The 24,952-nt window shown below is 51.1% G+C and carries 37 protein-coding genes; 30 read left to right on the top strand and 7 right to left on the bottom strand.

Annotation, left to right across the window (positions count from 1 at the left end):
- The first annotated feature begins 473 nt into the window (after window positions 1–473).
- On the top strand, window positions 474–1,676 hold the full coding sequence (locus ACMGGR_RS11470; RefSeq protein WP_414146914.1) for a tyrosine-type recombinase/integrase: 1,203 nt from the start codon (window positions 474–476) through the stop codon (window positions 1,674–1,676).
- Here the strand turns inward: ACMGGR_RS11470 and ACMGGR_RS11465 are convergent.
- Genes ACMGGR_RS11465 through ACMGGR_RS11455 form a run of 3 tightly spaced genes read right to left on the bottom strand, consistent with a single transcriptional unit; the run spans window position 1,640 to window position 2,893 of the window.
- Window positions 1,640–1,882: a helix-turn-helix domain-containing protein gene (locus ACMGGR_RS11465; RefSeq protein ID WP_414146913.1), complete on the bottom strand. Its 243-nt coding sequence runs from the start codon at window positions 1,880–1,882 to the stop codon at window positions 1,640–1,642. The genes ACMGGR_RS11470 and ACMGGR_RS11465 overlap by 37 nt on opposite strands.
- A 36-nt stretch (window positions 1,883–1,918) precedes the next feature.
- Window positions 1,919–2,659 carry a DNA cytosine methyltransferase gene (locus ACMGGR_RS11460; protein ID WP_414146912.1) on the bottom strand — a complete coding sequence of 247 codons (741 nt, stop codon included), beginning with the start codon at window positions 2,657–2,659 and terminating at the stop codon, window positions 1,919–1,921.
- 9 nt (window positions 2,660–2,668) lie between these two features.
- Entirely contained in the window at window positions 2,669–2,893 is a 225-nt protein-coding gene (locus ACMGGR_RS11455; protein WP_414146911.1) for a hypothetical protein, read from the bottom strand.
- Between the two features lie 1,280 nt (window positions 2,894–4,173).
- On the opposite strand from ACMGGR_RS11455, the gene iraP reads away from it, so the two are divergent.
- On the top strand, window positions 4,174–4,515 hold the full coding sequence (gene iraP / locus ACMGGR_RS11450; RefSeq protein ID WP_414146910.1) for an anti-adapter protein IraP: 342 nt from the start codon (window positions 4,174–4,176) through the stop codon (window positions 4,513–4,515).
- 31 nt (window positions 4,516–4,546) lie between these two features.
- Here iraP and ACMGGR_RS11445 read toward each other — a convergent pair whose 3' ends face one another.
- Window positions 4,547–4,855, bottom strand: coding sequence for a regulator (locus tag ACMGGR_RS11445; protein WP_414146909.1), 309 nt, complete (start codon window positions 4,853–4,855; stop codon window positions 4,547–4,549).
- On the opposite strand from ACMGGR_RS11445, the gene ACMGGR_RS11440 reads away from it, so the two are divergent.
- Window positions 4,854–5,138 (top strand): hypothetical protein, encoded by a 285-nt coding sequence (locus tag ACMGGR_RS11440; RefSeq protein ID WP_414146908.1) that lies wholly within the window; start codon window positions 4,854–4,856, stop codon window positions 5,136–5,138. The two genes, ACMGGR_RS11445 and ACMGGR_RS11440, sit on opposite strands and share 2 nt — an antisense overlap.
- Before the next feature lie 240 nt (window positions 5,139–5,378).
- Here the strand turns inward: ACMGGR_RS11440 and ACMGGR_RS11435 are convergent, their stop codons facing one another.
- The 3 genes from ACMGGR_RS11435 to ACMGGR_RS11425 all read right to left on the bottom strand — a co-directional run bounded on the left by ACMGGR_RS11435 (window position 5,379) and on the right by ACMGGR_RS11425 (window position 7,416).
- The gene (locus ACMGGR_RS11435) at window positions 5,379–6,404 is read right to left on the bottom strand and encodes a P63C domain-containing protein (protein ID WP_414146907.1); all 1,026 of its coding nucleotides are present in this window, start codon (window positions 6,402–6,404) and stop codon (window positions 5,379–5,381) included.
- Window positions 6,405–6,534: 130 nt separating this feature from the next.
- Complete coding sequence (locus ACMGGR_RS11430) at window positions 6,535–6,693, bottom strand: hypothetical protein (protein ID WP_414146906.1); 159 nt, start codon at window positions 6,691–6,693, stop codon at window positions 6,535–6,537.
- Between the two features lie 9 nt (window positions 6,694–6,702).
- Window positions 6,703–7,416 carry a LexA family protein gene (locus ACMGGR_RS11425; RefSeq protein WP_414148954.1) on the bottom strand — a complete coding sequence of 238 codons (714 nt, stop codon included), beginning with the start codon at window positions 7,414–7,416 and terminating at the stop codon, window positions 6,703–6,705.
- 100 nt (window positions 7,417–7,516) lie between these two features.
- Here ACMGGR_RS11425 and ACMGGR_RS11420 point away from each other — a divergent pair, with 100 nt between their 5' ends.
- From ACMGGR_RS11420 to ACMGGR_RS11290, 27 genes are all read left to right on the top strand, one after another.
- Complete coding sequence (locus tag ACMGGR_RS11420) at window positions 7,517–7,723, top strand: Cro/CI family transcriptional regulator (protein WP_414146905.1); 207 nt, start codon at window positions 7,517–7,519, stop codon at window positions 7,721–7,723.
- 111 nt (window positions 7,724–7,834) lie between these two features.
- Window positions 7,835–8,173, top strand: coding sequence for a hypothetical protein (locus ACMGGR_RS11415; protein WP_414146904.1), 339 nt, complete (start codon window positions 7,835–7,837; stop codon window positions 8,171–8,173).
- Between the two features lie 34 nt (window positions 8,174–8,207).
- A complete protein-coding gene (locus ACMGGR_RS11410; RefSeq protein ID WP_414146903.1) occupies window positions 8,208–9,029 on the top strand; it encodes a ParB/RepB/Spo0J family partition protein in 822 nt (273 codons plus the stop codon).
- A 10-nt stretch (window positions 9,030–9,039) separates the two neighbouring features.
- Entirely contained in the window at window positions 9,040–9,762 is a 723-nt protein-coding gene (locus ACMGGR_RS11405) for a helix-turn-helix domain-containing protein (protein ID WP_414146902.1), read from the top strand.
- Window positions 9,759–10,520: a replication protein P gene (locus tag ACMGGR_RS11400; protein ID WP_414146901.1), complete on the top strand. Its 762-nt coding sequence runs from the start codon at window positions 9,759–9,761 to the stop codon at window positions 10,518–10,520. The genes ACMGGR_RS11405 and ACMGGR_RS11400 overlap by 4 nt, the downstream gene beginning before the upstream one ends.
- 143 nt (window positions 10,521–10,663) lie before the next feature.
- A complete protein-coding gene (locus ACMGGR_RS11395) occupies window positions 10,664–10,843 on the top strand; it encodes a hypothetical protein (RefSeq protein WP_414146900.1) in 180 nt (59 codons plus the stop codon).
- A gap of 3 nt (window positions 10,844–10,846) precedes the next feature.
- Entirely contained in the window at window positions 10,847–11,290 is a 444-nt protein-coding gene (locus tag ACMGGR_RS11390) for a YbcN family protein (protein ID WP_414146899.1), read from the top strand.
- On the top strand, window positions 11,287–11,883 hold the full coding sequence (locus ACMGGR_RS11385) for a recombination protein NinG (RefSeq protein WP_414146898.1): 597 nt from the start codon (window positions 11,287–11,289) through the stop codon (window positions 11,881–11,883). The genes ACMGGR_RS11390 and ACMGGR_RS11385 overlap by 4 nt, the downstream gene beginning before the upstream one ends.
- Window positions 11,880–12,647: an antitermination protein gene (locus ACMGGR_RS11380; RefSeq protein WP_414146897.1), complete on the top strand. Its 768-nt coding sequence runs from the start codon at window positions 11,880–11,882 to the stop codon at window positions 12,645–12,647. The genes ACMGGR_RS11385 and ACMGGR_RS11380 overlap by 4 nt, the downstream gene beginning before the upstream one ends.
- Window positions 12,648–13,519: 872 nt before the next feature.
- Window positions 13,520–13,873 carry a phage holin, lambda family gene (locus tag ACMGGR_RS11375; protein WP_414146896.1) on the top strand — a complete coding sequence of 118 codons (354 nt, stop codon included), beginning with the start codon at window positions 13,520–13,522 and terminating at the stop codon, window positions 13,871–13,873.
- A complete protein-coding gene (locus ACMGGR_RS11370; RefSeq protein WP_414146895.1) occupies window positions 13,857–14,294 on the top strand; it encodes a lysozyme in 438 nt (145 codons plus the stop codon). The genes ACMGGR_RS11375 and ACMGGR_RS11370 overlap by 17 nt, the downstream gene beginning before the upstream one ends.
- 288 nt (window positions 14,295–14,582) lie before the next feature.
- Complete coding sequence (locus ACMGGR_RS11365; RefSeq protein ID WP_414146894.1) at window positions 14,583–14,879, top strand: peptidase; 297 nt, start codon at window positions 14,583–14,585, stop codon at window positions 14,877–14,879.
- 108 nt (window positions 14,880–14,987) lie between these two features.
- Window positions 14,988–15,701, top strand: coding sequence for a YoaK family protein (locus ACMGGR_RS11360; protein ID WP_414146893.1), 714 nt, complete (start codon window positions 14,988–14,990; stop codon window positions 15,699–15,701).
- A 47-nt stretch (window positions 15,702–15,748) separates the two neighbouring features.
- Window positions 15,749–16,099 carry an HNH endonuclease gene (locus ACMGGR_RS11355; RefSeq protein ID WP_414146892.1) on the top strand — a complete coding sequence of 117 codons (351 nt, stop codon included), beginning with the start codon at window positions 15,749–15,751 and terminating at the stop codon, window positions 16,097–16,099.
- A gap of 202 nt (window positions 16,100–16,301) precedes the next feature.
- Complete coding sequence (locus tag ACMGGR_RS11350; RefSeq protein WP_414146891.1) at window positions 16,302–16,799, top strand: phage terminase small subunit P27 family; 498 nt, start codon at window positions 16,302–16,304, stop codon at window positions 16,797–16,799.
- Between the two features lie 3 nt (window positions 16,800–16,802).
- Window positions 16,803–18,530, top strand: coding sequence for a terminase large subunit (locus ACMGGR_RS11345; RefSeq protein ID WP_414146890.1), 1,728 nt, complete (start codon window positions 16,803–16,805; stop codon window positions 18,528–18,530).
- On the top strand, window positions 18,530–19,834 hold the full coding sequence (locus ACMGGR_RS11340) for a phage portal protein (RefSeq protein ID WP_414146889.1): 1,305 nt from the start codon (window positions 18,530–18,532) through the stop codon (window positions 19,832–19,834). Before ACMGGR_RS11345 ends, ACMGGR_RS11340 begins: the two co-directional genes overlap by 1 nt.
- An 11-nt stretch (window positions 19,835–19,845) precedes the next feature.
- On the top strand, window positions 19,846–20,694 hold the full coding sequence (locus ACMGGR_RS11335) for a head maturation protease, ClpP-related (protein WP_414146888.1): 849 nt from the start codon (window positions 19,846–19,848) through the stop codon (window positions 20,692–20,694).
- 9 nt (window positions 20,695–20,703) lie between these two features.
- On the top strand, window positions 20,704–21,921 hold the full coding sequence (locus tag ACMGGR_RS11330; RefSeq protein ID WP_414146887.1) for a phage major capsid protein: 1,218 nt from the start codon (window positions 20,704–20,706) through the stop codon (window positions 21,919–21,921).
- 46 nt (window positions 21,922–21,967) lie between these two features.
- Window positions 21,968–22,252 (top strand): hypothetical protein, encoded by a 285-nt coding sequence (locus ACMGGR_RS11325; RefSeq protein WP_414146886.1) that lies wholly within the window; start codon window positions 21,968–21,970, stop codon window positions 22,250–22,252.
- Between the two features lie 9 nt (window positions 22,253–22,261).
- Window positions 22,262–22,588, top strand: a complete 327-nt coding sequence (locus tag ACMGGR_RS11320; RefSeq protein ID WP_414146885.1) for a head-tail connector protein — start codon at window positions 22,262–22,264, stop codon at window positions 22,586–22,588.
- 11 nt (window positions 22,589–22,599) lie between these two features.
- Window positions 22,600–22,926 (top strand): phage head closure protein, encoded by a 327-nt coding sequence (locus ACMGGR_RS11315; protein WP_414146884.1) that lies wholly within the window; start codon window positions 22,600–22,602, stop codon window positions 22,924–22,926.
- On the top strand, window positions 22,923–23,372 hold the full coding sequence (locus ACMGGR_RS11310) for an HK97-gp10 family putative phage morphogenesis protein (protein ID WP_414146883.1): 450 nt from the start codon (window positions 22,923–22,925) through the stop codon (window positions 23,370–23,372). Before ACMGGR_RS11315 ends, ACMGGR_RS11310 begins: the two co-directional genes overlap by 4 nt.
- Window positions 23,369–23,698, top strand: coding sequence for a tail completion protein gp17 (gene gp17 / locus ACMGGR_RS11305; protein ID WP_414146882.1), 330 nt, complete (start codon window positions 23,369–23,371; stop codon window positions 23,696–23,698). The genes ACMGGR_RS11310 and gp17 overlap by 4 nt, the downstream gene beginning before the upstream one ends.
- Before the next feature lie 48 nt (window positions 23,699–23,746).
- Entirely contained in the window at window positions 23,747–24,202 is a 456-nt protein-coding gene (locus tag ACMGGR_RS11300; protein WP_414146881.1) for a phage tail tube protein, read from the top strand.
- A 49-nt stretch (window positions 24,203–24,251) separates the two neighbouring features.
- A complete protein-coding gene (locus ACMGGR_RS11295) occupies window positions 24,252–24,644 on the top strand; it encodes a phage tail assembly chaperone (protein ID WP_414146880.1) in 393 nt (130 codons plus the stop codon).
- A gap of 23 nt (window positions 24,645–24,667) precedes the next feature.
- Window positions 24,668–24,937 (top strand): DUF4035 domain-containing protein, encoded by a 270-nt coding sequence (locus ACMGGR_RS11290; protein WP_414146879.1) that lies wholly within the window; start codon window positions 24,668–24,670, stop codon window positions 24,935–24,937.
- The last annotated feature ends 15 nt before the right edge of the window (window positions 24,938–24,952 follow it).

The raw sequence follows: 24,952 nt of genomic DNA, 5'->3' as shown, positions 1-24,952 counted from the left end.
AGTGGGATCAGAGGTGCTCGGTAGAGGTGATAGCCATGTTTGTTCGTCCCTTTTATCTCTAAGCTGGATTAAGAGGCGTTAATGTGCCGCCAGCGTACTAAAGAAAACAGGTCAGCAGGTTGTTTCTACCGACCCGCCGTGCAATTTGTTGCTATGAGGTGTAAGATACTACTCCTTCAAAGGTTTTTGCCGACGGCAGGCTTTTGACTATGTGTACCAGGCTGTGTTCCAAATTGACAAATGTGAGTTGATTTTAAGAGACAACCGCCTGATATATAAATAAACTAACTTTTGTATGTAGCCTTGCGTATAAGCCACTACACCCATTCATCCCCATCCATATCCATTCATCGACAAATAAAAATTCCTTTTAAAATCAAAATTTAACAACCTCTACCATTCAACTTCGTCTATCCCTGTTCAGGTTCGTGCGTTAGTATCTGTGTACCAAACTGTGTACCAAAAACGATACTATGCCTCTTAATGATACAAAGCTCAGAAAAATAGCCGGTAAGCCTTACGATGGGCCAGATGAAATGCCCGATGGTGGTGGACTCTCCGCCAGGATCAGCCCTAAAGGAGTAATCACATTTCAGCTGAGATATCGCATTGGTGGCGCGCTGAAGCGCATGAAGATTGGCCGCTATGGCGTTATCTCCCTTCGTGAGGCTCGCGATGCTGCAGAAGAGTATCGGAAGTTAGTAGCTGACGGCAAAGACCCTTCTGTTGCCAAAAAGATGCGCCTGGAGGATTCAATCTCTGCGCCGAATGTTTCCGAGCTGGTGAATGAATGGCTCGACAGCCCGGCAGCCGAAAAGTTGGTAAAGCTCGAATACTGGCGAAGAGCTCTTGAACGGCACGTAATACCCTATGTCGGAAAAATGATTGCCGATGATATGAAAATGTCTCACTGGGAATCTGTTTTCTCGCGAATTGCTGAAAACGATGCGCCGGTAATGGCCGGGGGCGTTCTGGTTAAAATGAAGCAGATCCTGAATTATGCTGTGCGTCGTAACAGGATCAGCCGGAATGTATTAGCCACCTTGTCAGTGTCTGACGTTGGATCAGCACCAAAAGCGCGAAGCCGCAATTTCAATGATTATGAAATAGGGCTGTACTGGCATTCCGTAGATAAAACCAGCATGGCTTATCAGAACAAGCTTTTTATGAAGTTAGTATTTCTGAGCGGGTGCCGTGGGGTAGAACTGAGGCTTGCTAAAAAGGCTGATTTTGATTTGTACCGGAAAGTATGGTCAGTGCGGGAAGAGAATTCTAAAACGCGGGTGGCATTTAAGCGAGGGCTGTCAGCGTTGTCCGTAACGCTGCTAAAAGAGGCATTCGCTCTGTACCCAAATTTTGATTTTGTTTTTCCGCCAGCCGCTATAAGAGAAGACAGGCCAATGGCTAACAGCGTGCTTGTTTCGCTCGCCGGTCAGATTGGTGATGTGATGGGAATTTCAGACTGGAGCACTCACGACCATCGCAGGACGTGCAAGACAAAAATGGCAGAGTTAGGCGTTGCGCCGCATGTTTCTGAGAAAATATTAGGGCATAAACTGGCGGGGATGCTGGCGGTTTACGATCAACATGATTACATCAAAGAGCAGATTGCAGCCGCTGAACTGTGGGCCGACAAGGTTCAATGTTGTTCTGAAGAGATAAAGCCCATCGCGTGACAGAACTTCATCACTTCTTCGTAGCGGAAAAGTGCTCCGCCCTTGGCTGGCTTTAGCTCTGATACCTCGGGCGGAAAGGGCGTGTTCTTTTGAGCCCACTCTTTCCGCTTATTGTAAAAAGTGGTACGAGAAATTCCGCCAAGCAGTTGTTGCACTCCCTCGCGATTAATCAGCACGGGGGTTATAGCGATAGTAGCGATGTTCATATTGATCTCATTTTGGTTGCGATGTGGGGTGGGTGATTACTTCAGAATTGAGAATGCTGTTGCTGCCACTCGCGGAACTTGTCCATTTCCAAGGGCTTTAAGTCTGTCCACCCCGAAGGCCACATCATCAGCCACTCGACGTAATCGGGGCAGGCGTTCAGGCCAGGCGTTTCCTCGCCGCCTTCCAGCAAATGCTGCCAGGCCAGGTAATCCTCCAGGTTGTGCCGATGCTCCCCCGTTCTTGCCCTGCACCAGGCTATCCCATGACTTCCCATGCTGGCCCGTGGGGTAGGCAACAAGCCAGATGCGGTCTCGGTTATGGGACGCTCCGCACTCAGATGCTGAAATACAACACCATTCCGCATCAAACCCCATCGCGGCAATGTCACCAAGGACCATGGCAAGTCCTCTTCCCACAAGCAGAGGTGAGTTTTCCAGGAGAACGTATTGAGGTCGAACCTCATCGATGATTCTTGCCATCTGTCTCCATAATCCAGATCGTGATCCTTCAATTCCTGCTCCGCTTCCTGCGGCGGATATGTCTTGGCACGGAAATCCGCCAGAAACGACGTCAACAATTCTCCTCCATGACTTTCCGTCAAAACTGCACACGTCAGACCAAATCGGGAAAGGCTTGAGAATTCCATCGTTTTGTCGCTGCGCCAGAACCTGTGCGGCGTAGGCATCACGTTCAACTGCGCAAACTGTATGCCAGCCAAGGAGGTGTCCACCGAGTATTCCTCCGCCAGCGCCTGCGAAAAGAGCCAGCTCATTCATTTTTTCCTCTCATGTGTTCATCTCCTTATCCACCACGCGCACGAAGTAGACCAGCCATTGTCTGGCAGGGTATCTGCCAGGCGGCAGCGCGGTGATTAGTTTGGTGTATTTGTCTAACAGAATGGTGGTAATGCGGTCGTGCTCTGATCGAGGCTTGCCCGCGGTAGCTTTGACTATTTCCGATCGGCAATTTCGGGCGACTGACCGCAACGCGTTTTCAGTCAGCGCGTCCATTAGGCAACTCTCCGCTGCCTCTCTGCCCGTGTCAGCCGTTCTGCATCTTCCCGGCACTCTGGCGAGCAATAGCTTGCGCTTGGCTGCGACTTCTCACCACAATCGCCATTCTTACACACAGGCGAGGGCGGTTCTGGCAGCTTGCGATTCTTCAGCGCTAACGTGCGCTCCCATTCTTCACGTTCAAAGGCTTTATCTGCGATAGCACACACAGGTAACTCCTAGCATTTCGGTATAAAAAAACCACCGCTTGGGTGGTTTGAATTGATAAGCTTGTAAGGGCTATTACAATCATTTCTACAAAAAGATGTGAAAACCTTTTCGTGCAAGATTAGTTCTCGCCTCTTCCGCATTTAATCCAATAATTCCAGAGTCAAGACGAAATTTTTTAATAAAAGGCATGGGTGAGGTAAAGTCTTTTGCCTCGGGCCCAAAACTTTCTACTTCAAAAATCGAGCCGGACGGGACTATAATAAATTTTTTATTTACGTTGCTGCTTTGATAAATGTCTATGTACATGTAATTGCTCCCAACGTTAGTTTTGAAAAACCATGCCTAAATATTTATCGGCAATTACTACTATTCTGTTAGAGTAAATTTATTGAAGTTGTATCAATTTGTATTCTTCGTTTAAAGGTATATTATTAACTATCAAGGGGTTATGTTTTTGATGTGCCCTGTCTCTGATTTATTGTTACTTCTTTATTAATTCATTCATCTGGATTAATAAACGATGCCAAATGCCATTATTATTTCTGGGCAGTCTTTATGGTTTCCCTGTCAAATACCCATTCATAAACGCCCTTCCAGGCGAAGGCTCTCCCATAGGCGTTGCAGCCAGCTTTTGCGAGGCGGGGGGGTAAAGCTGGCGCTAGTCAAGATGTTAGAACGGTGATACTGGATAGTGTTGATAGGATGGAAAGGACGATCGTATGCCGCCCCTGCAACAATTATTTGCATTAGTGACTCCTAAGTAAAAGGGCTATAAATCGATACTCATTTAATGAAGGGGCAATGAGATACCGGCATGAAAAACCTTAACAAAAGAACGTGTGGGTTAGGGAATAACATCACTAGGTACTATCAGAATAACGATTTGGATTTTTATCCATCATGAAAATTTCATGGGTGAATTTAGTCTGTTTCTCTAAGGAACAAAATAGCTTATGAATATTAATGGGTTGTGGCGTCCTAAAGCTTATACTGGAAAATTTTTAGGATTTTTTGTCTTGTAGCTGGATGCTGCTAGAGTAAAATTCATCTTTTGCAAGGGAGGTAGTATGAAAAATGTTGTTCTGAGCATGCTGGCTAAAATCTCAAAAATAGATGCTGAAACTAAGCAGCTTACGGCTCGTGTAGAAGCACAATCGTTACTGATAAGTGCCCTTGTCTTAGCCGTCAGTAAGAAGGGCGGCGTAACAGAGATGATTGAAAGCGCGAACAAGGCTATCAATACGGTGATTGAATCCGCTGATTCTGATAATGTCCTAAAATCCGATGCGGCTATCCTTCTAACAGAACTGCAAGATTTACTCACCATATCAAGAGCCGTAGATCAGGCGAATCCCGAAATTAATCATGAAGGGCTTGCCGAAATTAATGGGCTTTCTACTGCGTCTTAAGCAGCTGCCTTCAACGCGCATTTGAACAATCTCATTTCACTATATGGGCCGCCCCTTTCCGTATTTCACGGAATCCGGCGGCATATAAAGCTACTCTGCCCAGGCATAAGTTTTCAGCGCTCGGCTGCGGCTTACTGCGTACGGTCGGCGCGTTTACTGCTTTCAGTACGCGGCTAAGGTGCTTAACCGCTACCGGTGCGGTCTCTACAGCCTCAACGCCGAATGCCTCATCGATAATGCTTTCCAACTTTCCACGCTCAATTGCTACCGCGCGGCGGCGGGCATGGCGACGAGTCTTTGCTGTTTCTTTTACAGAACTGCCATAAGTGATAGTTGTCATGGTGCCTCCTGAAATAACTTTGGTGGTAAGTGCCGTGGCGCTGATCTTCACGGTTGCGCTTTTTCACGCTGCAATTCAGTCACCCCAAACCCATCTCGTTTGGTTGTCTCGCGCTTTGTCAGCGCTGCATGTTGTTAAAGAGCATGCTATCCGTTTCGTAACTGCCAGCGTCCTGCTGATGGGAATTAGTATCACTCCAAGTGGTTTTTTAGTCAACACCGCAGGAGATAAAATATCTCTCGTGGTAATTATTAAGTTGAATTTCAAGGAGATTTTTTTTTAGACGGGCATACAGCAGCGCGGAATGGCAAACCGCAGGCACAAAAAAGCCCGCAGGAGACTGCGGGCAAAGGTAGCGTGTATCGTTTTTTGTAGGTTGTATGATAGATGTTTTGGCCGGGCGGGCATTGATGCTAATCAAGCTGGTAGCGAAAGGGCTGGCACCGAGTACAAAAAAGCCCACTCGGGGCGGGCTATTAATATAGCGAGCACAAAATACCCGGCGCGGTGGCCGGGGTGAATATCACTTTTTTTTGCTGTCAGCAGCCTCGATTAACTGCTCAACAGTAAGGACGGGCTTGAATTTATCTAAAGTTTCTATAAACCGCTCTTTTTCTCCATCAGGAGTCATTCTTAGGAGCATTGTCAGTTCGCCAAGGTGCCGGGTAAGGTCATTATACCCAGCGTTGCCAGTTAGCCACTGATGCCACTTCCCACCCCTTTTCTTTTTGATTTCCTGAAGTTGTGTCCTTACTCCAGGTGCCAGTCTGTCATATACGATATTCCTTATCACTCCAGCAAAAACTGGTGGGTAAGCTCCTGGTTTTTCAGGCATGCTATACCCCCAAACTCGGCAAAGTTCCTCAAAAAAGTCCAGCTGAAAGGTTTTAAGCCATGGTCGCATTTCTTTAGAAATATATTTTTCAAGTATTGCAGCCAGGGCGTCGCGCTTTCTGTCCCGCTGGAAGCCTGTAATTTCATCGATAAGAGCAACAATACCAACGCGTGCAAACCCTCGAATGAGAATCTCAGCTCGATTGGCAATATGGGCTTGTTGTTTGAGTAATGTTCCTTCTTTGCGTGCAGCTAAAATTGCGTCACAAATATCCGCCAGGATCGTGGCTGGATAAGCCATTCCTATCACATTGCTTGATGGATATTTAAATTTTATGGGGTTCTGCAGCTGGTGAACTAACTCATTGTTGATAAAAGGTAAAACCCTGTCGCTGGTGACTAAATTAACTAAACGCGCTGACGCACTTGCGGGATGAAAACCCAACCCGCTACCAACGCCTCCAGCTGCTAGTACTCGAGTTTTATTTTCATCATTCAATACGTAGCACTCTAAAGAAATATCACCAATTTTAAGCGGTTCATCTGGTGATCCATATGCTGCTTCTGGAAGGGAGGCTAACTCCTTCTTTGCTGCTGCTGCTTTTCTAGCGGATTCTTTTCGTTCTTCTGGTGTCATCTTGGCAGCCCTGGCCTTGCCACCTCTGGCTTTCCCTTCTGGGGTGTTATCGATTTTTTTTTCGCTAATATCAGTCATTGCAATTTGCTCGTGTTGTGAATGTACAAGCATTAAATCATATGTACGTATAAACGTGCAAATTGTATTTTAGCAAGAAAAAAGGCCGCATCTTTGCGACCTCATCTCACCCAAACGTCTCTTCCGGCCACTAACCTGTGGTCAGGCCAATCCCCGCATTAAGCAAACCCGAAACCAGCAATGCAAAACCCGGGATGAGAAAATTTTTGTTTTTCCTCTTATAGGCCAGGTGAAACATAACCCCTGCTATACAGAGCATAGGTACTGAGATTTTCAGGAAAATGGACATTACTGCTCCTTAGATAAAAGTCTCTTCCGGCCACTGCGCCTTAACCACCTTGCCGATGATACGGATGCTATGATCGCAGTCGATGGTTCTGTATGCCGGGTTTAGTGGCACCAGGTAGCTTACCCCGGCATCCTTCTCGTATTTTTTAAAGGTTGCTTCTGAATCTCCGTTGGCCGCAGCCACGCAGAAGTCACCAGAAACCACAGTCTCTGCCGGATCAACCAGAATCAGCATGCCTTCCGGGAAGCTTGGCCGGACGCCTTGCGGAGCGGTCATTGAGTGACCCGTAACCTCAAGCCAGAACGATCTTTCACTGGCCTTCTTAGTTGTCGCTACCCAGGCCTTTGCGTCGCTGGCGGTGTAGCTACCCACTTCAGAGAAGGGGCCAGCCTGCACGCAGGTGAATAGGGGGTAATCGTAGTGGGTCGTAATGGGTTTATGCTCGCCAATCGACCTATACATGTCCGCTATTTCTGCAGCTAAAGATGGGCTGAACTCATCAATACCTACCTTAAGAACCTTAGCCAAAGCCGCAGCGTTACTTGGATTTAACGCGTTAACTCCATTTAGCAGAGAGGCAATGGCTGATTGCCCTACGCCAAGCGCGTCCGCAACTGATTCTTGGGATATACCCAATGAGCTTTTTTTGCTCTCGTAGATCGCCTTAAGTCTTTTTGCGTCTTCGAGTTGTTCAGTAGATAGAGGTTTCTTTTTATTAGTCATATGCAAAATTTATCACCGCATGGGATATTTCACTAACGCCGCAGGTGTTGACTATTTTACCTCTAGCGGTGATAATGAGTTAACTGCTAAGGAGGAGCTTATGAAGCAGCGTATTAAGTTAAAAGACTATGCAAAGCAGTTTGGACAAACCAAGACCGCGCAAGATCTGGGTGTGTACCAAAGTGCAATTTTTAAAGCTATTTCGTCAAACCGAAACATTACGGTCATCGTCCATGAAGATGGCAGCGTTTCAGCAGAAGAGTTAAAGAATTTCCCAAGTATTCGTCGGGATATTCAAGCCGCTTAGCAATACCGCTCTTTACACAATTTAGCCCGCCGACAACGCGGGGAAACATTCAAATGTGGCACTCCACGGTGCCGACACGTAACTAACTAACCAACACGGACATACTATTAAATGGAACACGCAAACCCACGCAAATCAGCAAACATTGCGTTTATTGGCCGCTATCTTCTGGCTACCGCTCACCAGGCTTTAACAAGCACCCGTCAGTCAGTAGTCGCAAAGCTGCTTGAAGTGGCTGACTCGACAGTCCTTCGCCGTACCGAAAAATACCCGGAAATTATGGAAACTCTCGCCGCCAGTGGTGTAGAGGACTTTGTGATGCGCGGGGAAAAGAAAATGCCGCTGGAAACCTACCGGCATTTGATCTGGATACAGCTTGAATACTCGCGGCTGCAACTGGAGATGACAAAAGAAAAAGCCCCGAACTGCGGGAACAGTTTCGAGGCCTGATGCGAAAAGACTGGATCAATTCACAGGAGTAATTATGAGTTCTTTATCACTGCTTTACAAGGCAAAAGACAAAAACGGTACCGAAACGACCGTTAAAAAAACGTTTCTGGTTCCACTGAGCGAGCTGTACGTCGAACCGGGCTACAACGTCCGCGAGATAGACCAGGAGCACGCTGCTGAATTCCGCGATGCATTTATCGCTGGTGAGTTTGTGCCACCGCTTGCAGTACAGGTAACGGAGCAGGGCGTGAAAGTTATTGACGGCCATCACCGCTATTACGGCGCAAAGATGGCTACCGATTCCGGGCATGAAGTTGCCAGGCTGGAGTGCAAGGATTTTGTTGGCAATGAAGCCGACCGCATTGCCTTCATGGTCACCAGCTCACAGGGTAAGGCTCTGGCCCCGCTGGAACGGGCAGCAGCATACCAGCGCCTCAGCAATCAGGGCTGGGAGGCTGCGGAGATAGCGAAGAAAGTTAAGCGTTCGGTAGCTGATGTGAATTATCACCTGCAACTGCTGGAATGTGGCGATGGCCTGATCGCAATGGTCAAATCCGGCGAAGTGGCACCGACAACGGCAGTTGCTCTTTCCCAGCAGCACGGCGCCGCAGCGGAATCAGTAGCGCTGGCGCAGATGGACAAAGCCCGCGCAGCCGGAAAGAAAAAGCTGACAAAAAGCGACGCTATGCCGCAGTTCAGCGCCAAGAAAGCTCGTCGCCTGGTTGAACTGCTGGTGGATGCTGAATTTAACCGTGGCGGTGAAGGAGATTATCTCCTGCTGTATATGGACACGTCCGAGGAAATTAACCGCATTCTGGCTGAGTACCGCGCAGGGATTGCTCCATCAACACAGTAAGGCCGTCACCATGAGCATGAATTTAATGGCTAAAGCCATGAGCATCACCGTTGGCAATCCATTGAGAAAGCTGGTGCTGATTAAGCTGGCTGACAACGCCAACGATAAAGGCGAGTGCTGGCCTTCATACCAGCATATTGCTGACCAGTGTGAAATCAGTAAGCGCTCGGTAATGCGCCATATTGACGATCTCTGCGAATTTGGATTCCTGCGAAAAGAGTATCGGCCGGGACCAAAAGGGAACTCCAGCAACATCTACCACCTGAGTTTAGATGGTGACAGAGAGTCACCACGGGTAGTGACAGAGAGTCACCCCCCTGGTGACAGAGAGTCACCACCCCCTGGTGACACAGTGTCACCCAGAACCAGTCACTCTTTTGAACCAGTCAATGAACCTAAAGCCCCTATAGTCCCCAAAGGGGAATCGAAGGGTTTCAATCCGCTTAAGGTTCCTGTTCCTGAGTGGCTAAACCAGAAGGCTTGGGAAGAATGGGTTCAGTACCGCAGCCAGTCTAAAAAGCCGATCAAGACAGCCATGACGGTTACCAAGGCTTTCAGCCTCCTGAAAGAATGTTTTGATGAAGGCCATGACCCGGCAGAGGTAATCAACACCAGTATCGCAAACGGCTATCAGGGTCTGTTTAAGCCGAAGTTTCAATCCCGTAAGCAACAACAATCCACTACGCAAACACCACATTGGAACAGCCTTGAAGGCTGGGAGGATTTCCTATGAGCCTGCAACTCGTAGAGGCGATTAACAATCGTGATGCATCCGCTATGGCTCGCATGGCTGGCGGGCGCTATGAACCTCAGAAAGTAATCAGCAGCGAGGCTGAAACGCTGGTTGATTCGCTTTTTCGACAGCTGAAGCAAATCTTCCCTGCGGCGGTCAGTACAAGCCTGCGCGGTGAAGCCGAGGAGAAAACCACGAAACGCCAGTGGATCGCTGCCTTCGCTGAGAACGGCATCAAAACCCGTGAGCAGCTGGCCGCAGGCGTCAGGCACGCCAGGGCGAGTAACTCCGATTTCTGGCCGTCACCAGGCAAGTTCATCAGCTGGTGCAAAGACAGCTCGGTAATCCTCGGCGTAACCGTGGATGAGGTCATGCAGGAGTTTCACCGCTACAGCCGCGAGAAGGGTTATCACACTGGCGGTGCGGAGCGCTTCCCCTGGTCGAAGCCGGTTATGTACTGGATTGTCTGCGATACCCGCCGCGCCATGTACCAGCGCCAGCTCAGCGAGGCTGAAGTTGAGAAGTACGCCGCTAAGCAGCTGGACGAATGGTCGAAAAAGGTCGCCGCCGGCCAAAGCATCCCAGATCCGGTCGTCAGTCTGGAAGTTAAGCGCGACGTGATTCCGGTAAATGACCAGCCCACTGGTAACGATTTAAAAATGCGCTGGATGCCGGATGCTCGCGTGCTCGGTTCCGTAACGCCGGCACAGTGGCTTTATTCAGAGTATCAGCGCCGCAAGTCGGTAGGGTTGGTATGAAATGACACAACAATTTGAGCAACAGGGTAGACCAAAGAAAGAGGATAAATTTTGATAACACAACAATTATGCAAAGGCGTGGCGCTGGTGGCCGTTTCCATCACGGCGGCGCTGTGGCTTATGGACTTCGCGGGGTATATCGGATGACAGCTGAAATCATTCCAATGAAGCAACGTGATTACCTGTCCGATGTGAAAGCCGGTCTGACCCTGCTGGAAATGTTCGAGCGCACCGGCGGCCACAATAAGCAAACCAGCAGGCTGATTGCTGAGAAGATGGAAATCGATCTCCAGCACTACCGGGAGCAGTTAAAGGGGAGGTGAACCTTGCAGGACTTCTGTCTTCACAAATCTACCCTGAGCCAGTTCACCAAACACCTTTTTGACCTTATATCTTCCGGCAAACGCTGGCGCATCAAAATCACAGAATGGCGTGACCAACGCAGCATCCCTCAGAACTCCTTACAGCACATGTGGTACGCAGAGCTAAGCGCTTATCTAATAAGACGTGGCAAGCCCTTCGCGTCTCCAGAATGGGTTAAGGATGCGATGAAACACACCTACCTGGGCTACGAAACGCGTGAGATGGTCGATGTGGTAACAGGTGAAAGAACTCAGGTACAGACGCTTCGGCATACGGCAGACCTCGACACAGGCGATATGTACCACTACCTCACGCAGGTAGAAGCATGGGCGCTCAATGTTGGGTACAGACTCACCGTACCGGCCGATAGCGAATACAATCAACTCAGGAAAAAACAGGTGGCATGATGAAGGCTATTACGAGTAAGCCAAAACGACGGCGTTGCAAAATATGCCGAGAGTGGTTCCACTATCAAGATTTCCGAACGTGGTGGTGTTGCCCTGAACATGGAGCTCGATTTGCTCTTCAGAAAAGGGAGGTAGACAGAGAGAAGAAAAGAAAGGACGAAGCGCAGCAGGAACGACGAAGCATTAAAATTCGCAAGCTCGCAGTAAAACCCCTCAGCTATTTCCAAAGTCAAGCCCAGAAAGCCTTTAACGAATTCATCCGCACCCGCGACGCCGGGCAGCCCTGTATCAGTTGCGGCCGCAACACAGGCGCGAAGATGAACGCCGGTCACTACCGCACGGTAGGCGCCAGTAAAGAAACCCGCTACGACGAGAGCAATTGCCATCTCCAGTGTGAGCATTGCAATTCCTACCTGTCCGGAAACATCGGTGAATACAAACCACGATTGATCGCCAAAATCGGGCAGGCTGCGTTCGACCGTCTGGTGGGAGGGCATGAGCTGAAAAAATGGACGCGGGAAGAATTGCAGGAGCTGGCCCGTAATTACAGGCAGAAAACCAGAGAGCTGATTAAACAAAGAGAGGCAGCATGAATCTTGAAAGCGCTATTAAATTCCACTCCGCAAAATCACCGCAATTCACTGATTCACCGCGTGCAACAGCCTCAGAAGCTCTCACCGGCACTGATGTTATGGCAGCAATGGGAATGGCTCAAAGTCGCGCTGAAATGGGCTACAGCGCGTTTCTGGGAAAGATGGGGATCAGTAAGCAGGACAGCGATCGGGCAATCAACCTGTTAACCAAATATGCTCTTGAAACCTGCGACAGGGTTGCAGCCCTCCGCAAACTCGAAAGTGATATTAAACCAGCAGTCGCGCAAGTGCTCGCAACTTATGCTTACCTGGATTATTGCCGCAGCGCGGCCAGCGTTAAACGGTGTGATTGCTGTACGGGGATCGGCTTCATTGAAGCGCAAGTGTTCACAATGAAATCGCCACTGGTGGGCGGCGTCAGGCGGAACGTGCGCGAGATTGTCCGGGTTCGCTGTAAAACATGCCTGGGGCGCGGCATGGTTTCTGCCGCTTGCAATGACTGCTCAGGGCGTGGCAAAGCGATGGACAGAAAGAATACGGAGGAACAAGGCGTACCGGTAATGGGTGATTGTAAGCGCTGCTCTGGCCGGGGATATGAACGAATACCTTCCACTGAAGCACACCGCGCCGTCTGTTATGTAACGGATCTAATAAGCCTTGATACCTGGAAAAAGAGCGTCAAACCTTTTTACAACCAGTTAATTATAAAGCTGGAAATTGAAGAGGCGTGGGCGAACAACTCACTATTGAAAGTGACTGAATAGCGTAATATGAAATGGCCTGATATTTTATCGTGGGCTATTTACTTTTCCCGAAACTGTGGTAAATTTTCTCTAACGATGGGATTTGTGCATTCGTTAACAAATTTAAGTTTGGGATTTTTATTTGTCATTCGCCAAATGATAACTATGATTAATGACGTACCAACTCAATGCGCCACCCAAACGACGGAATGACCATTAATCAACGACGATAAACAGGCGCACCAAATTCCAGGCTCTGCTCAGGCAGGGCCTTTTTTTATTACTGGTCCTGTTTGTTGTACTACAATGGAACCTGTGGTGAATCTCCTCTGTGCGGCGGGGCGTATCAGTTACCATTCTCCCGAATGACGTTAGTGAATGAGCCACGCGAACTCTTTGACTGGAGAGTTCACCGGGAGGCACCCGGCACCACATTTAACTGATGAATCAGCAAAATTCAGAGCATTACTAATTGGTTTATATGAGTAAGGAGCTAGACTCCTGGCACCATACTTAAGTACAGTTGATGATGTGTCTGATAACACACAGAATGGCCACAGATTGGAAGTGCTTACCGATGCCAGTAATTGCCTGAAACGATTATCTCTTTCCGTTCCCCAGTGAGAAGATAAAAAGGCAAAAAAATATCCCCGCTCCATTAGTCATGACAGACAGGTTGGGTGAAGCGGGGGAGCCAATACGGCCAACACCAGGGAATACCATAAGAATAATTCAAAAAAACAAAAAATAATAATTTTGATTCAATAAACCCGCAATTGCGGGTTTTTTTGTGTCTGATATTTATCTTTTAAATCCTCCTTAAAGAAGTTTTTCCTTATTTTATAAGCAAATAACTATTAGCCACCGTCTTGCTGACGGCCGGAATCAAATGTATGCCTCCAGAAAAGGATCCGGGCTTTTGGGCCAGCGTACTGCTGTGGCTCTATAGCCACAAAACCGAGTGGGGATATGCCGGAGTAGCAGGCATGTTTTCACTACTACGTAGTGCTTATGCAAAAAACTCATGGAGTAAACGTGTGCTGGATGCTGCTTCATGCAGCGCGCTGGCGTTCTTTGCTGCGCCCACGCTTCAGGTTGTTGGGGTATTGATGAACTGGAACGTACCGGACGCTGCCGCGCAGGTCTTTGCAGTTTACATTGGTTATGTCGGCAATGATTACATCAGCGCGAAGCTTCACGGCTGGATAGCCAGAAAGACAGGGGACATGAATGAAACTCAGCAATAACGGCATCGCATTTATTATGCGCGAGGAAGGCGAACGGCTGACGTCGTATCAGGACTCTGCTGACGTCTGGACAATTGGCGTCGGCCATACCGGAACGGTAGATGGGAAAACTATTACTCGCGGCATGACGATAACGCCCGGCAAATCAACCGGCCTGCTGCTGAGCGATCTGGTCTGGGTAGAGGCGGCGATTAACAGCAATGTGAAAGTGCCGCTGACGCAAAACCAGTATGACGCGCTGTGCAGCTTCGTTTTCAACGTGGGCGGTAATGCTTTCCTCGGTTCCACGCTGCTGCGCTATCTGAACCTGAGCAACTATAAAGGCGCCGCCGATCAGTTCCTGTTATGGAAGCGGGCCGGGAAAAATACGGATCTGCTTCTGCCGCGTCGTAAGCGAGAAAGGGAGCTGTTCCTCACATGAATATCATCACCGCCATAAAAAACTACTCGCATGTTATCGTCATCGGGCTTATCTGCGTTGCGCTATGGGGACTGAACGCCCGCAACTCACAGCTGGCGGCTACAAACGACCGACTGGAAAAGCTGACAAACAGCAAAGACAACCAGATTAATGATTTGCGATCTAAAAACGATGGCCTGGCATCCTCAGTAAATAACCTGGTCACAGCAGTGAAGCAACAAAACGCCGTCATGTCTCAGGTTACTGAGCAACGGGCAGAAACAGCACAGCAAAACAGGAATCTCCAGGATGAAATCAAGCGTTACCTCGCGGCGAACAAATGCGCTGTTGCTGCTGTTCCCGCTGGCGCTGCTGACCGGTTGCGGGACGCAGCAAAAACCGCTGGTGGAGTACCGGACAATCAGTCAGCCAAACCTGCCGATCCCCGCTGAGTTAACCAGCCCGATTGACGTGCCGCCGGTGCCGGATAATATGACGTTCGGCCAGTCGGTAGAGCTTTCAGCACAGCTGTATGGCGCGCTGGGGCAGTGTAATGTCGATCGGGCCGGAATAAGACAAATTGAAGACACTCGAGCCTCACACTAGTGGGATTTTTACCACCAATAAGCAGAGATTTTTTTTGTATTTGCCATCTTGTTACTAATTTGGAATAGGCGGATCATGTGATCACCTAAGTTGAATACAGCAGGCTTCATGCTAATCAGCACTGAGAATTCACGTAGCAATACTGCAGACAGAAAACTTGCTTGTACTCTTGCTGCCGTTGCCGGGGCCCTGAACACTGCAGCATTTGAAGTTGTAGGTTTTTTCTCAGCTAACATGACTGGCAACGTTTCTTCACTATCGAATCATCTTGCTAAAGCGGACCTTACACCAGGTATTTTTTTCCTTTCGATTGTCTGTCTTTTCATTACTGGCTCCGCATTTTCCACCATCCTTATAAATGCAGGGCGGAGAAGGAATATACGGACGATTTACGCCTTCAATATTGTTGTTGAAGGAGTTGGACTGGTTTTGCTGGGCATTGTTGAATGCTGGATGAATCCGCTTTCGCCCGGTGTATTACTTATCTTGTGCCTGAGTTTTTTGATGGGGTTACAAAATGCAGTTGTGACCCGAATATCCAATGCACGAGTGAGGACGACGCACATATCAGGGACGTCTACAGATATCGGTATAGAGCTGGCTATGCTGTTTGATGTGCTGAGGCGAAAAGAGTCCCCAAAGGACGCTCCAATTTATCTTGAGAGACTTGGTCTACACGCTTTCACATTACTATCATTTCTCGCAGGAGGTATAGCAGGAATATGGCTTTTTCATTTACTTGGATATGGATTTCTGATTTTCATAGGAATAGGAGTGATTGGTTTGGCATTGCATAACACGCTACGAAATCATGAATATTGATAAGAATTTTCAAAGCCGCCTGTGGGCGGTTTTTTATTGGAACCGATATGCCATCAGCAATCCCTCGTTCATGTCGAAAGCATGGTTGCCCTAAGACAACAACAGATCGCTCAGGCTACTGTGATGACCATCGTAATGAAGGCTGGCAGCAGCATCAGCGCGGACAGAATCGGCACCAGAGAGGATACGGCAGTAAGTGGGATGTTATCCGTGCTCGTGTCCTGAAGCGTGACTACCACATTTGCCAGCAATGCCTGAGAGCTGGTAAGCCTGTACCCGCATCCACCGTTGACCACATCATAGCGAAAGCCCACGGCGGTACAGACGATGACAGCAACCTGCAATCGTTATGCTGGCCGTGTCACAGGGCCAAGACGGCAACCGAGAGGAGTCGTTAGGGTACCCACCAGCAACCTGCTGAAATGTAAAGAAACCCATTCAAATGAGAGTCATTCTCATCAGGTCAAGCAAGGGGAGGGCGGGTCGAGAGTTCAGGGCTTTGGGCCTAAAGGACCGCCGCCTAAGTTTTTTTCACACACCCGCAGGTTAGAAACCTTTTTTTGGGGTTCCCCAAGAATTCATTAATAGGAGTTTTCGATTATGCCAGGACCGCCGAAAACCCCGACACACCTGACTTTGGTGAAGGGGAACCCATCCAAGCGCGCCGTCAATAAAAATGAGCCAAAGCCCCCTTCAGGGGTACCCCCAATTCCGAAGAATCTCGACAAGATGGGGAAATACTGGTTCAAGCGGATCGGTGACGAGCTGAACGGCATCGGGGTGATGACATCACTCGATGGCAAGGCACTGGAATTGCTGGTCGAAGCCTATACCGAATATCGGCATCACTGCGAAACACTTGATCGTGAGGGTTATACCTACGCCGTGTATGACGATGAGGATAAGGACGAAGGCGAGGAGCGTAGCATTCGGATGATCAAGCAGCATCCCGCTGCTGTTATGAAGGCTGATGCCTGGAAGAGAGTTCGAACCATGCTCGCCGAATTCGGCATGACACCCGCCAGCCGTTCCAAGGTTGGGGCTAAAGGCCCTGCGGAGGCTGACCCATTAGAAGCATTTCTTAACAAGCGCAAATGATGAATGGCAACCGTTTCGGAAGGTATTCAGTACGCAGAACGCGTGCTGGCTGGCGAGATTGTTGCTGGCGAACTGGTACAGCTTGCGTGCCGGCGATTCCTTAACGATTTAGAGCATGGGCCTGAGCGCGGCATCTACTTCAACGAGGGTCGCGCCCAGCACATACTCGATTTTTATGATTTTGTTCCCCACGTCAAAGGCGCGCTGGCCGGAAAGCCGATAAAGCTGATGGCATGGCACATCTTTATCCTGATTAACCTTTTTGGCTTTGTTATCCCGCTTATTGACGAGACGACCGGCGAGCAGATGTTTGACGACGACGGCGATGCCATTATGGTGCGCCGTTTCCGCACTGCCTACGACGAGGTGGCGCGTAAAAACGCCAAGTCTACGTTGTCCTCCGGCATCGGCCTGTACATGACCGGCGCGGACGGCGAGGGCGGCGCGGAGGTTTACTCGGCGGCCACGACCCGAGACCAGGCGCATATCGTTTTCGACGATGCCAAAAACATGATTAAGAAAGCGCCCCGTTCGCTGGGCCGCTTGTTTGGTCACGTAAAGCTCAACATTCACCAAGAGCGATCTGCCTCCAAGTTCGAGCCGCTTTCGAGCGACGCGAACAATCTCGACGGTTTGAACATCCACTGCGGCATTGTCGATGAGCTTCACGCTCACCGCACCCGTGATGTCTGGGACGTGCTGGAAACGGCAACCGGCGCGCGGCTGCAATCGCTGCTTTTCGCCATTACCACGGCAGGTTCCAACAAAGACGGCATCTGTTTCGAGCAGCGCGACTACGCCATCAAGGTGCTGCGCGGCATAGTGGAGGACGATACCTATTTCGCGATGATTTACACCCTTGACGAAGGAGACGATCTCTTTGACGAGAAGAACTGGCCGAAGGCAAACCCGGGCCTTGGGATTTGCAAGCGCTGGGACGATATGCGTCGTCTCGCCAAGAAAGCCAAAGAGCAGATCGCCGCGCGTCCCAATTTCTTTACCAAACACCTCAATATCTGGGTTACGGCGGAAAGCGCGTGGATGGATATGGAGCGCTGGGCGAAGTGCGCAGGTTTACCAACGGACGAGCAGCTGGGCAAGTGGCCGATGTGGGTCGGTATCGACCTGTCGAACAAAATCGACATCTGCGCCGCTGCCAAAACGTGGCTATCGCCGAAAGGCCATACCTATTCAAAATATAAATTCTGGATACCGGAAGGGCGGCTTGAAACCGCACCGAATCATATCTCCGAGCTTTACAGGAAATGGTCGGCGGAAGGTTATCTTGAGCTGACCGACGGTGACGTTATCGATCACGGCTATATCAAGGCCGAGGTGGAAGCGTGGGTTAAGGGCGAGAATCTGCGAGAAATAGCTTTTGACCCGTGGAGCGCAACGCAATTCAGCCTCGCGCTGGCCGATGAGGGCCTGCCGCTGGTGGAGGTGGCGCAGACAGTCAAAAACCTGTCCGAGTCTATGAAAACGGTGCAGGCGGATATATACGGCTGCAAATTCCATCACGACGGCAACCCCGTCATGACGTGGATGATGTCCAATGTGACCGTCAAGCCCGACAAAAACGACAACGTCTTTCCGAACAAGTCCACGCCGGAAAACAAAATTGATGGACCGGTGGCGCTCTTTACAGCGAAAAGCCGCCTGATCGTCAATGGAGGTGATAAGCCGGACAACAGCGCGTTTTTTGACGATCCGATAATGATAGGTGTTTGATGAAATCTAATAAACAACCTGGACGCGTAAAAAGCGCCCTTTTAAACTGGCTGGGTGTCCCTATCAGCCTGACTACTGGCGACTTCTGGCAGGAGGGGATGGGGACGAGCAGCAGCGGAAAAACCGTTTCGGTCGATAAGGCCATCAAGCTTTCTGCCGTGTGGGCCTGCGCCAGGCTATTAAGCGAATCGGTATCTACGCTTCCGCTTAAAGTTTATAAGCGGCAAGAGGATGGCTCGCGAAAGCTGGCCCAGGATCATCCGGCCTATCGCGCGCTTTGCCGACAGCCTAACGCGGAAATGACGCCTTCGCGGTTCATGCTGATGGTAGTGGCCAGCATCTGCCTGCGGGGCAACGGCTTTATCGAAAAGCTGATGATCGGCGATCGGCTGGTGGGCCTCAATCCTCTTTTACCGCAGAACATGGTGGTTAAACGACTGGATAGCGGGCAGCTGGAATACACCTACACCGATAAATTTGGCCAGCGGATCATACCCGTCAAAAAAATTATGCACATTCGCGGGTTCGGCCTCGATGGCGTCTGCGGCATGTTACCGATGATGGTGGGCCGCGACGTGATTGGCTCGGCCATGTCGGTTGAGGAATCAGCAGCCAAGATATTCGAGAACGGTATTCAAAACTCCGGCTTTATCAGCGCGAAAACGGCGCTGAACGAGGAGCAGCGCGGCAGGCTAAAGAAAAATCTTGGGGCCTTTGTCGGCTCAAAAAATGCAGGCAAGGTCATGGTTCTGGAAGGTGACCTGTCCTATCAGGGCATTACCATGAACCCCGAAGCCGCACAGATGCTGGAAAGCCGATCATTCAGCATTGAGGAGATTTGCCGCTGGTTCCGCATTCCGCCGTTTATGGTGGGTCATGCGGACAAACAGAGCAGCTGGGCGTCCAGCGTGGAAGGGATGAACCTACAGTTCCTGACCAACACGCTGCGTCCGCTGCTGGTCAACATTGAGCAGGAAATCGCGCGCTGCCTGCTGGACGGTGACGAGGACTATTTCGCAGAGTTTTCAGTTGAAGGTCTGCTGCGCGCCGACAGCGCGGGGCGTGCTGCCTACTACACCACCGCGCTGCAAAATGGCTGGATGTCACGCAACGACGTGCGCCGCCTTGAGAACATGCCGCCGATTGAAGGTGGCGAACTCTATACCGTTCAGCTGAACCTGACGCCGCTGGAAGATTTGAAAGCTAACAGCCAGGCCGCTCAGGCCGCGCAGCTGCTGAAACTACATAACCATATTTTCCCCGACATACCTTTCGAGCAATCCCCGCTGAAACAGGCGGCTTAGGAGCTATTCCCATGACACTGAAAAGCCTTCCGGCAGCACCGGCGGGGCGGCCTTCTGCACTCTCAAAACGGGATTTGCCGTCTGCTGCTATGGAGCGCTGGAACGGCGGCATACGAGCCGCAAACGCTGATGACAACAGCATTTCTATTTTTGACGTGATCGGCGCTGATTACTGGGGTGATGGCGTGACGACCAGCCGTATCGCTGGTGCGCTGCGCTCGATGAACGGCGCGGACGTGACGGTAAACATTAACTCACCGGGCGGCGATATGTTTGAAGGCCTGGCGATTTATAACCTGCTGCGCGAATACAAGGGCAAGGTCACCGTGAAGGTGATGGGCCTGGCGGCATCGGCCGCTTCGATAATTGCGATGGCCGGGGATGATATTCAGATTGGCCGCGGCGCGTTCCTGATGATCCACAACTGCTGGGTTTATGCGATGGGAAACCGTCACGACCTGGCACAGATAGCGGCGGATATGGAGCCTTTCGACAAAGCGATGGGTGATATCTATTCGGCTCGAACCGGCCTCAGCGCTGATGACGTGGCCGCCATGATGGACGGAGAAACCTATATCGGCGGCAGCGATGCCGTTGATAAAGGCTTTGCCGACAGGCTGCTTTCCGCTGATGAAATCGCGGACGACGACGACAGTCCGGCCGCTGCGCTGCGCAAACTTGACGCGCTGTTAGCGAAAACCGATACGCCACGCTCTGAGCGTCGAAAACTTCTTAAAGCTTTATCCGGCAGCAAGCCAGGCGCTGCTGCCAGTCCTGAAGGTATGCCGGGCGCTACCGACGAAATCAATCCTGAAAATATTACACAACTTGAAAACGCGCTGGCCGCGTTCGGCAAATAAGGAATTACCATGTCTGAAGTAAACGAAATCCTGAAGAAAGTCACCGCCAGCATTGAAGAAGCCAACGGCAAATTCAGCGCGAAGGCAGAAGAAGCCCTGAAAGAAGCCAAAAAATCCGGCTCTCTGTCAGAAGAAACAAAAGCAGCTGTCGACAAAATGGCAGCACAATTTAACGCCATGCGCGAAGCGGAAAAAACACTGAAAGCGGCTCTCGGGGATCTGGAGCAACATGTTGCTAACATGCCGCTGAACAATGCCAAAACCGTAATCGAAAGCGTTGGTCAGCAGGTTATCTCATCAGAAGCGCTGAAAGCTTTTGCATCCAGCATCGAAGGCAATAAGCGCCTCAGCGTGCCGGTAAAAGCTGCGCTGCTGAGCGTTAATGTTCCCGGTCAGATTGTGGCGCCTCAGCGCCTGCCGGGCATCGATACAACCCCAAAACAGCGCCTTTTTATCCGCGATCTGATTGCGCCGGGCACCACCACGTCAAACACCATTTACTGGGTCCAGCAGACGGGTTTTACCAACAACGCAGCAGCGGTCGCGGAAAACACAACCAAGCCGTACAGCGATATCCAGTTTGCGGAGAAAATCACTCCGGTGCGCACCATTGCGCATCTGTTTAAAGCATCCAAACAGATCCTGGATGATTTTGCGCAGCTGCAATCCACGGTTGATGCCGAGCTTCAATTCGGCCTGAAATATGTGGAAGAGCAGGAAATCCTGTTCGGGGACGGTACTGGCGCGCATCTGGATGGCATCATTCCGCAGGCTTCCGTCTATAAGGCCGCGTTTGACGTGGCGAACCAAAACGGTATCGACGATCTGCGTCTGGCAATGCTACAGGCGCAGCTGGCGCGCTTCCCGGCATCCGGCCACGTTCTGCACTTCCTGGACTGGGCGAAGATTGAACTGATCAAAGACTCGCTGGGCCGCTACATTCTGGCAAATCCAGCGGCGCTGACCGGCCCGACGCTGTGGGGGCTGCCGGTTGTGGCCACTGAAGCCACCGCCTTCCAGGGTAAATTCCTGACCGGCGCATTCAACGCGGGCGCGCAAATCTTTGATCGCGAAGAGTCTAACGTTGTTATCTCCACCGAGAACGCCGACGACTTCGAGAAGAACATGATCTCTATCCGCTGTGAAGAGCGTCTGGCGCTGGCCGTTAAGCGCCCGGAGGCGTTTATCTATGGCGCCTTTACCGCACCGGCCGCCACCGCTGCGTAACCCCTGAAGGCGGCCTTTGTGCCGCCATTTTTATGAGGAAACAGCCATGAAAATGCGCACCATTAAGCCTATCTATCATAAAGGCAATGTACTGACCGAAGGCACCGAATTTGAAACGCCGGAGCAGCACGGCCGCGAGCTAATCAAAATCGGTTATGCGGAACAGGTTCAGGACGATACCGCAGCTAAAACCGAGGAAGAAGCCAAAGCGAAAGCCCAGGCAGAGGCTAAAGCCAAAGCAGCAGCAGAGGCTGATGAAAAGGCCAAAGCAGACGCAGACGCCAAAGCGGCGGCAGAAGCCGAGGCCGAGGCTAAAGCGAAAACGAAGTAAGGGGCTTATATGCTGACCGTTGATCAGGTAAAGCATCACTGCAATATCGAGCAGGACTTTACTGAAGATGACGCCTGGCTGGCGGCCCGCATTAAGGCAGCGGCGCGGTACGTGGAAAACTACACGCGCCGCACGCTTTACGATGACGCCGCCGATCCCGTTTACCTGGCCGATCCGGATGCGCTGCTTTATGGCGAGGACATTGAAACGGCCATGCTGATGCTGATAGCGCACTGGTATGCAAACCGCGAGGCGGTGGTAACCGGCGTCAGCGTGGCCACGCCGGATTTTGCCGTGGAAGCGTTTCTTCAGCCCTACCGGATTTACGGCGTATGAGGGCGGGTCCGATGCGTTACCGGGTGACGCTGCAAAAACCCGCTCCCGGGCGCCTGCCGTCCGGGCAACCGGCTACCGGCTGGACGGATGTGGCAAGCATACGCGCTTCCATTGTTGATGTTTCTGGCCGGGAGTTGCTTGACTCCGGCGCATCCCTTTCCGGCACCACTTCCCGCATCTGGATACGACGTGTTCCGGGCGTCACCGTTACCGGCGGCTGGCGCATTGTGCATTTACCGCCAACCGGCAGCGGCGAGACATACGACATTAAGTCAGTTACCCGTGCTGAAAACGGCCAGCGGCTGGAACTGCTTTGTGAAACGGGAGTAAAACAGTGATCGACACGAAGCTGGACTTTTCCGGCCTGACGGACATTGCCAGAGATCTTGAAACGCTGAGCCGGGCAGAAAATAACAAGGTGCTGCGTGATGCCACGCGCGCTGGCGCTGATGTGCTCCGTGACGAAGTCATCGCAAAAGCGCCCGTGCAAACCGGTAAGCTGAAAAAAAACGTGGTTGTTATGACGCAAAAGGCCCGCCGACGTGGGGAAATCTCCTCCGGCGTGCATATTCGCGGCGTTAACCCCGGCACAGGTAACAGCGACAACACCATGAAGGCCAGCAATCCGCGAAACGCCTATTACTGGCGCTTTGTGGAAATGGGCACGTCTAAAATGGCCGCACATCCGTTTGTACGTCCTGCCTTTGACGTCAGGCAGGAAGAAGCAACGCGCGTTGCGCTGGCGCGGATGAATCAGGCCATTGATGAGGTGTTGTCAAAATGACGGAAGCCGATGTTTACCCGCTGATAGCCGAACTGGCTAACTTACAGGTTTATCCCTACGTCGCGCCATCCGGCACGGAAGCGCCCTGGGTGGTTTATATTCTGCCGTCTGCGGTATCCGGTGACGTTTTTTGCGGTCAGGCGGAAACCTCTACCACGTTGCAGATTGACGTATGGGCCAAATCCACGGACGAAGCCCGCAGCATCCGCGAGCAGGCACGCAGCGCGCTACAGGTGCTTAATCCGGTATCCGTGAATGAAATGAACGATTACGAGCCTGACACGTCGCTTTACCGGGCCACGCTTGAAGTACAAATCTGGGATTAACCCTGTCGAAACCGCCGCCTGGCGGTTTTTTATTATCCGGAGAGAATTATGACCTCAAAATATGAAAAAACGCAGGGAACGAAAATCAACGTTTCTGCCGATGCGGCCACGGAAGCGAACCCGGCGGATGCGACCTGGCAAAGCATTAACTGTTCGACCAAAGAGCTGAGCTATACGGGCGGCCAGAAGTCTGACATTGAAACCACCACGCTGTGCTCAACCGAGCAGGAAATGACAAACGGCCTGGCCGCGCCAGGCGAGGTTACGCTTTCCGGGAACTGGTCAGCGGATGAGGTCGGGCAGAACACGCTGCGCACCGCCTACGACACTGACGCGGTACATGCTTTCCAGGTGCTCTTTCCGTCCGGCAACGGCTACGCCTTTCTGGCAGAAGTGCGCCAGAACAGCTGGAGCCTTTCAACCGCTGGCGTGGTAACCGCATCGTTTACCCTGCGTGTGAAAGGAAAACCAGTACCGATCGTACCGGCGCCGGCCGCAGCATAATAACAGCGGCGCAGGCCGCTTTTCCCCGTATCAGTCAGAGAATATTTAAATGTCAAAAAAGGCATCAACCAACCCGTTACGCGCGCTGGCGCTGGCTCCGATGGCCGGATTTCGCAGCAAGGTCGTTTCTGTCCCGGAATGGGAAGAGGCAAAAGTTAAACTGCGCGAGCCATCCGGTCAGGCCTGGCTGGAGTGGCAGCAGATAATTAACCCTAACCCGGAAGGCGAGCCGGAAACGCTGACCGCAGCCGAACGTGCGCTGCGCAACAAAAGCGCTGACGTGGTGCTGTTTATCGACGTCCTGCTTGATGAAGAAGATATGCCGGTATTTACCGCCGAAGATAAGCCGCTTATTGAAAATATCTATGGCCCGGTCCATGCCCGCCTGCTGAAACAGGCGCTTGACCTGAGCACGTCACAGGCTGCCGCAGAGGCAAAGTAAAAGAGCCTGGCACTTTCTTCCTGATGACGCTGGCGCTGCGCCTGGGGCGAACCCTTCATGAGCTGAAAGAGACGCTGACCGCCAGCGAACTCCGGATGTGGATTGAATATGACAGGGCAAACCCCATTAGCGACAGGCGCGGCGATATTCAGGCTGCCCAGGTGGCAACTGCCGTTCTCAATTCACAGGGCGCTAAAGTCAAAATGGAAGACGTTATGCTCCAGTGGCGCGAGCCTGATCCGGTGGAAGAAAGTGACGGGCTTGAAGGTTTTTTTGCTGCGCTTTCCGCGTAGCGCATCCTGAGCAGG

It is taken from the genome of Erwinia sp. BNK-24-b, from assembly GCF_047456155.1.
In the GTDB taxonomy this organism is placed as follows: domain Bacteria; phylum Pseudomonadota; class Gammaproteobacteria; order Enterobacterales; family Enterobacteriaceae; genus Erwinia; species Erwinia phyllosphaerae.
This window is presented reverse-complemented; position numbering and strand designations above follow the sequence as displayed.

What these genes read in the sequence shown, in the direction of transcription:
- ACMGGR_RS11470 (WP_414146914.1), top strand. Translation starts at nt 474, where the DNA reads ATGCCTCTTAATGATACAAAGCTCAGAAAAATAGCCGGTAAGCCTTAC.
- ACMGGR_RS11465 (WP_414146913.1), bottom strand. Translation starts at nt 1,882, where the DNA reads ATGAACATCGCTACTATCGCTATAACCCCCGTGCTGATTAATCGCGAG.
- ACMGGR_RS11460 (WP_414146912.1), bottom strand. Translation starts at nt 2,659, where the DNA reads ATGAATGAGCTGGCTCTTTTCGCAGGCGCTGGCGGAGGAATACTCGGT.
- ACMGGR_RS11455 (WP_414146911.1), bottom strand. Translation starts at nt 2,893, where the DNA reads ATGGACGCGCTGACTGAAAACGCGTTGCGGTCAGTCGCCCGAAATTGC.
- iraP (WP_414146910.1), top strand. Translation starts at nt 4,174, where the DNA reads ATGAAAAATGTTGTTCTGAGCATGCTGGCTAAAATCTCAAAAATAGAT.
- ACMGGR_RS11440 (WP_414146908.1), top strand. Translation starts at nt 4,854, where the DNA reads ATGGTGCCTCCTGAAATAACTTTGGTGGTAAGTGCCGTGGCGCTGATC.
- ACMGGR_RS11445 (WP_414146909.1), bottom strand. Translation starts at nt 4,855, where the DNA reads ATGACAACTATCACTTATGGCAGTTCTGTAAAAGAAACAGCAAAGACT.
- ACMGGR_RS11435 (WP_414146907.1), bottom strand. Translation starts at nt 6,404, where the DNA reads ATGACTGATATTAGCGAAAAAAAAATCGATAACACCCCAGAAGGGAAA.
- ACMGGR_RS11430 (WP_414146906.1), bottom strand. Translation starts at nt 6,693, where the DNA reads ATGTCCATTTTCCTGAAAATCTCAGTACCTATGCTCTGTATAGCAGGG.
- ACMGGR_RS11425 (WP_414148954.1), bottom strand. Translation starts at nt 7,416, where the DNA reads ATGACTAATAAAAAGAAACCTCTATCTACTGAACAACTCGAAGACGCA.
- ACMGGR_RS11420 (WP_414146905.1), top strand. Translation starts at nt 7,517, where the DNA reads ATGAAGCAGCGTATTAAGTTAAAAGACTATGCAAAGCAGTTTGGACAA.
- ACMGGR_RS11415 (WP_414146904.1), top strand. Translation starts at nt 7,835, where the DNA reads ATGGAACACGCAAACCCACGCAAATCAGCAAACATTGCGTTTATTGGC.
- ACMGGR_RS11410 (WP_414146903.1), top strand. Translation starts at nt 8,208, where the DNA reads ATGAGTTCTTTATCACTGCTTTACAAGGCAAAAGACAAAAACGGTACC.
- ACMGGR_RS11405 (WP_414146902.1), top strand. Translation starts at nt 9,040, where the DNA reads ATGAGCATGAATTTAATGGCTAAAGCCATGAGCATCACCGTTGGCAAT.
- ACMGGR_RS11400 (WP_414146901.1), top strand. Translation starts at nt 9,759, where the DNA reads ATGAGCCTGCAACTCGTAGAGGCGATTAACAATCGTGATGCATCCGCT.
- ACMGGR_RS11395 (WP_414146900.1), top strand. Translation starts at nt 10,664, where the DNA reads ATGACAGCTGAAATCATTCCAATGAAGCAACGTGATTACCTGTCCGAT.
- ACMGGR_RS11385 (WP_414146898.1), top strand. Translation starts at nt 11,287, where the DNA reads ATGATGAAGGCTATTACGAGTAAGCCAAAACGACGGCGTTGCAAAATA.
- ACMGGR_RS11380 (WP_414146897.1), top strand. Translation starts at nt 11,880, where the DNA reads ATGAATCTTGAAAGCGCTATTAAATTCCACTCCGCAAAATCACCGCAA.
- ACMGGR_RS11375 (WP_414146896.1), top strand. Translation starts at nt 13,520, where the DNA reads ATGCCTCCAGAAAAGGATCCGGGCTTTTGGGCCAGCGTACTGCTGTGG.
- ACMGGR_RS11370 (WP_414146895.1), top strand. Translation starts at nt 13,857, where the DNA reads ATGAAACTCAGCAATAACGGCATCGCATTTATTATGCGCGAGGAAGGC.
- ACMGGR_RS11365 (WP_414146894.1), top strand. Translation starts at nt 14,583, where the DNA reads ATGAAATCAAGCGTTACCTCGCGGCGAACAAATGCGCTGTTGCTGCTG.
- ACMGGR_RS11360 (WP_414146893.1), top strand. Translation starts at nt 14,988, where the DNA reads ATGCTAATCAGCACTGAGAATTCACGTAGCAATACTGCAGACAGAAAA.
- ACMGGR_RS11355 (WP_414146892.1), top strand. Translation starts at nt 15,749, where the DNA reads ATGCCATCAGCAATCCCTCGTTCATGTCGAAAGCATGGTTGCCCTAAG.
- ACMGGR_RS11350 (WP_414146891.1), top strand. Translation starts at nt 16,302, where the DNA reads ATGCCAGGACCGCCGAAAACCCCGACACACCTGACTTTGGTGAAGGGG.
- ACMGGR_RS11345 (WP_414146890.1), top strand. Translation starts at nt 16,803, where the DNA reads ATGGCAACCGTTTCGGAAGGTATTCAGTACGCAGAACGCGTGCTGGCT.
- ACMGGR_RS11340 (WP_414146889.1), top strand. Translation starts at nt 18,530, where the DNA reads ATGAAATCTAATAAACAACCTGGACGCGTAAAAAGCGCCCTTTTAAAC.
- ACMGGR_RS11335 (WP_414146888.1), top strand. Translation starts at nt 19,846, where the DNA reads ATGACACTGAAAAGCCTTCCGGCAGCACCGGCGGGGCGGCCTTCTGCA.
- ACMGGR_RS11330 (WP_414146887.1), top strand. Translation starts at nt 20,704, where the DNA reads ATGTCTGAAGTAAACGAAATCCTGAAGAAAGTCACCGCCAGCATTGAA.
- ACMGGR_RS11325 (WP_414146886.1), top strand. Translation starts at nt 21,968, where the DNA reads ATGAAAATGCGCACCATTAAGCCTATCTATCATAAAGGCAATGTACTG.
- ACMGGR_RS11320 (WP_414146885.1), top strand. Translation starts at nt 22,262, where the DNA reads ATGCTGACCGTTGATCAGGTAAAGCATCACTGCAATATCGAGCAGGAC.
- ACMGGR_RS11315 (WP_414146884.1), top strand. Translation starts at nt 22,600, where the DNA reads ATGCGTTACCGGGTGACGCTGCAAAAACCCGCTCCCGGGCGCCTGCCG.
- gp17 (WP_414146882.1), top strand. Translation starts at nt 23,369, where the DNA reads ATGACGGAAGCCGATGTTTACCCGCTGATAGCCGAACTGGCTAACTTA.
- ACMGGR_RS11300 (WP_414146881.1), top strand. Translation starts at nt 23,747, where the DNA reads ATGACCTCAAAATATGAAAAAACGCAGGGAACGAAAATCAACGTTTCT.
- ACMGGR_RS11295 (WP_414146880.1), top strand. Translation starts at nt 24,252, where the DNA reads ATGTCAAAAAAGGCATCAACCAACCCGTTACGCGCGCTGGCGCTGGCT.
- ACMGGR_RS11290 (WP_414146879.1), top strand. Translation starts at nt 24,668, where the DNA reads ATGACGCTGGCGCTGCGCCTGGGGCGAACCCTTCATGAGCTGAAAGAG.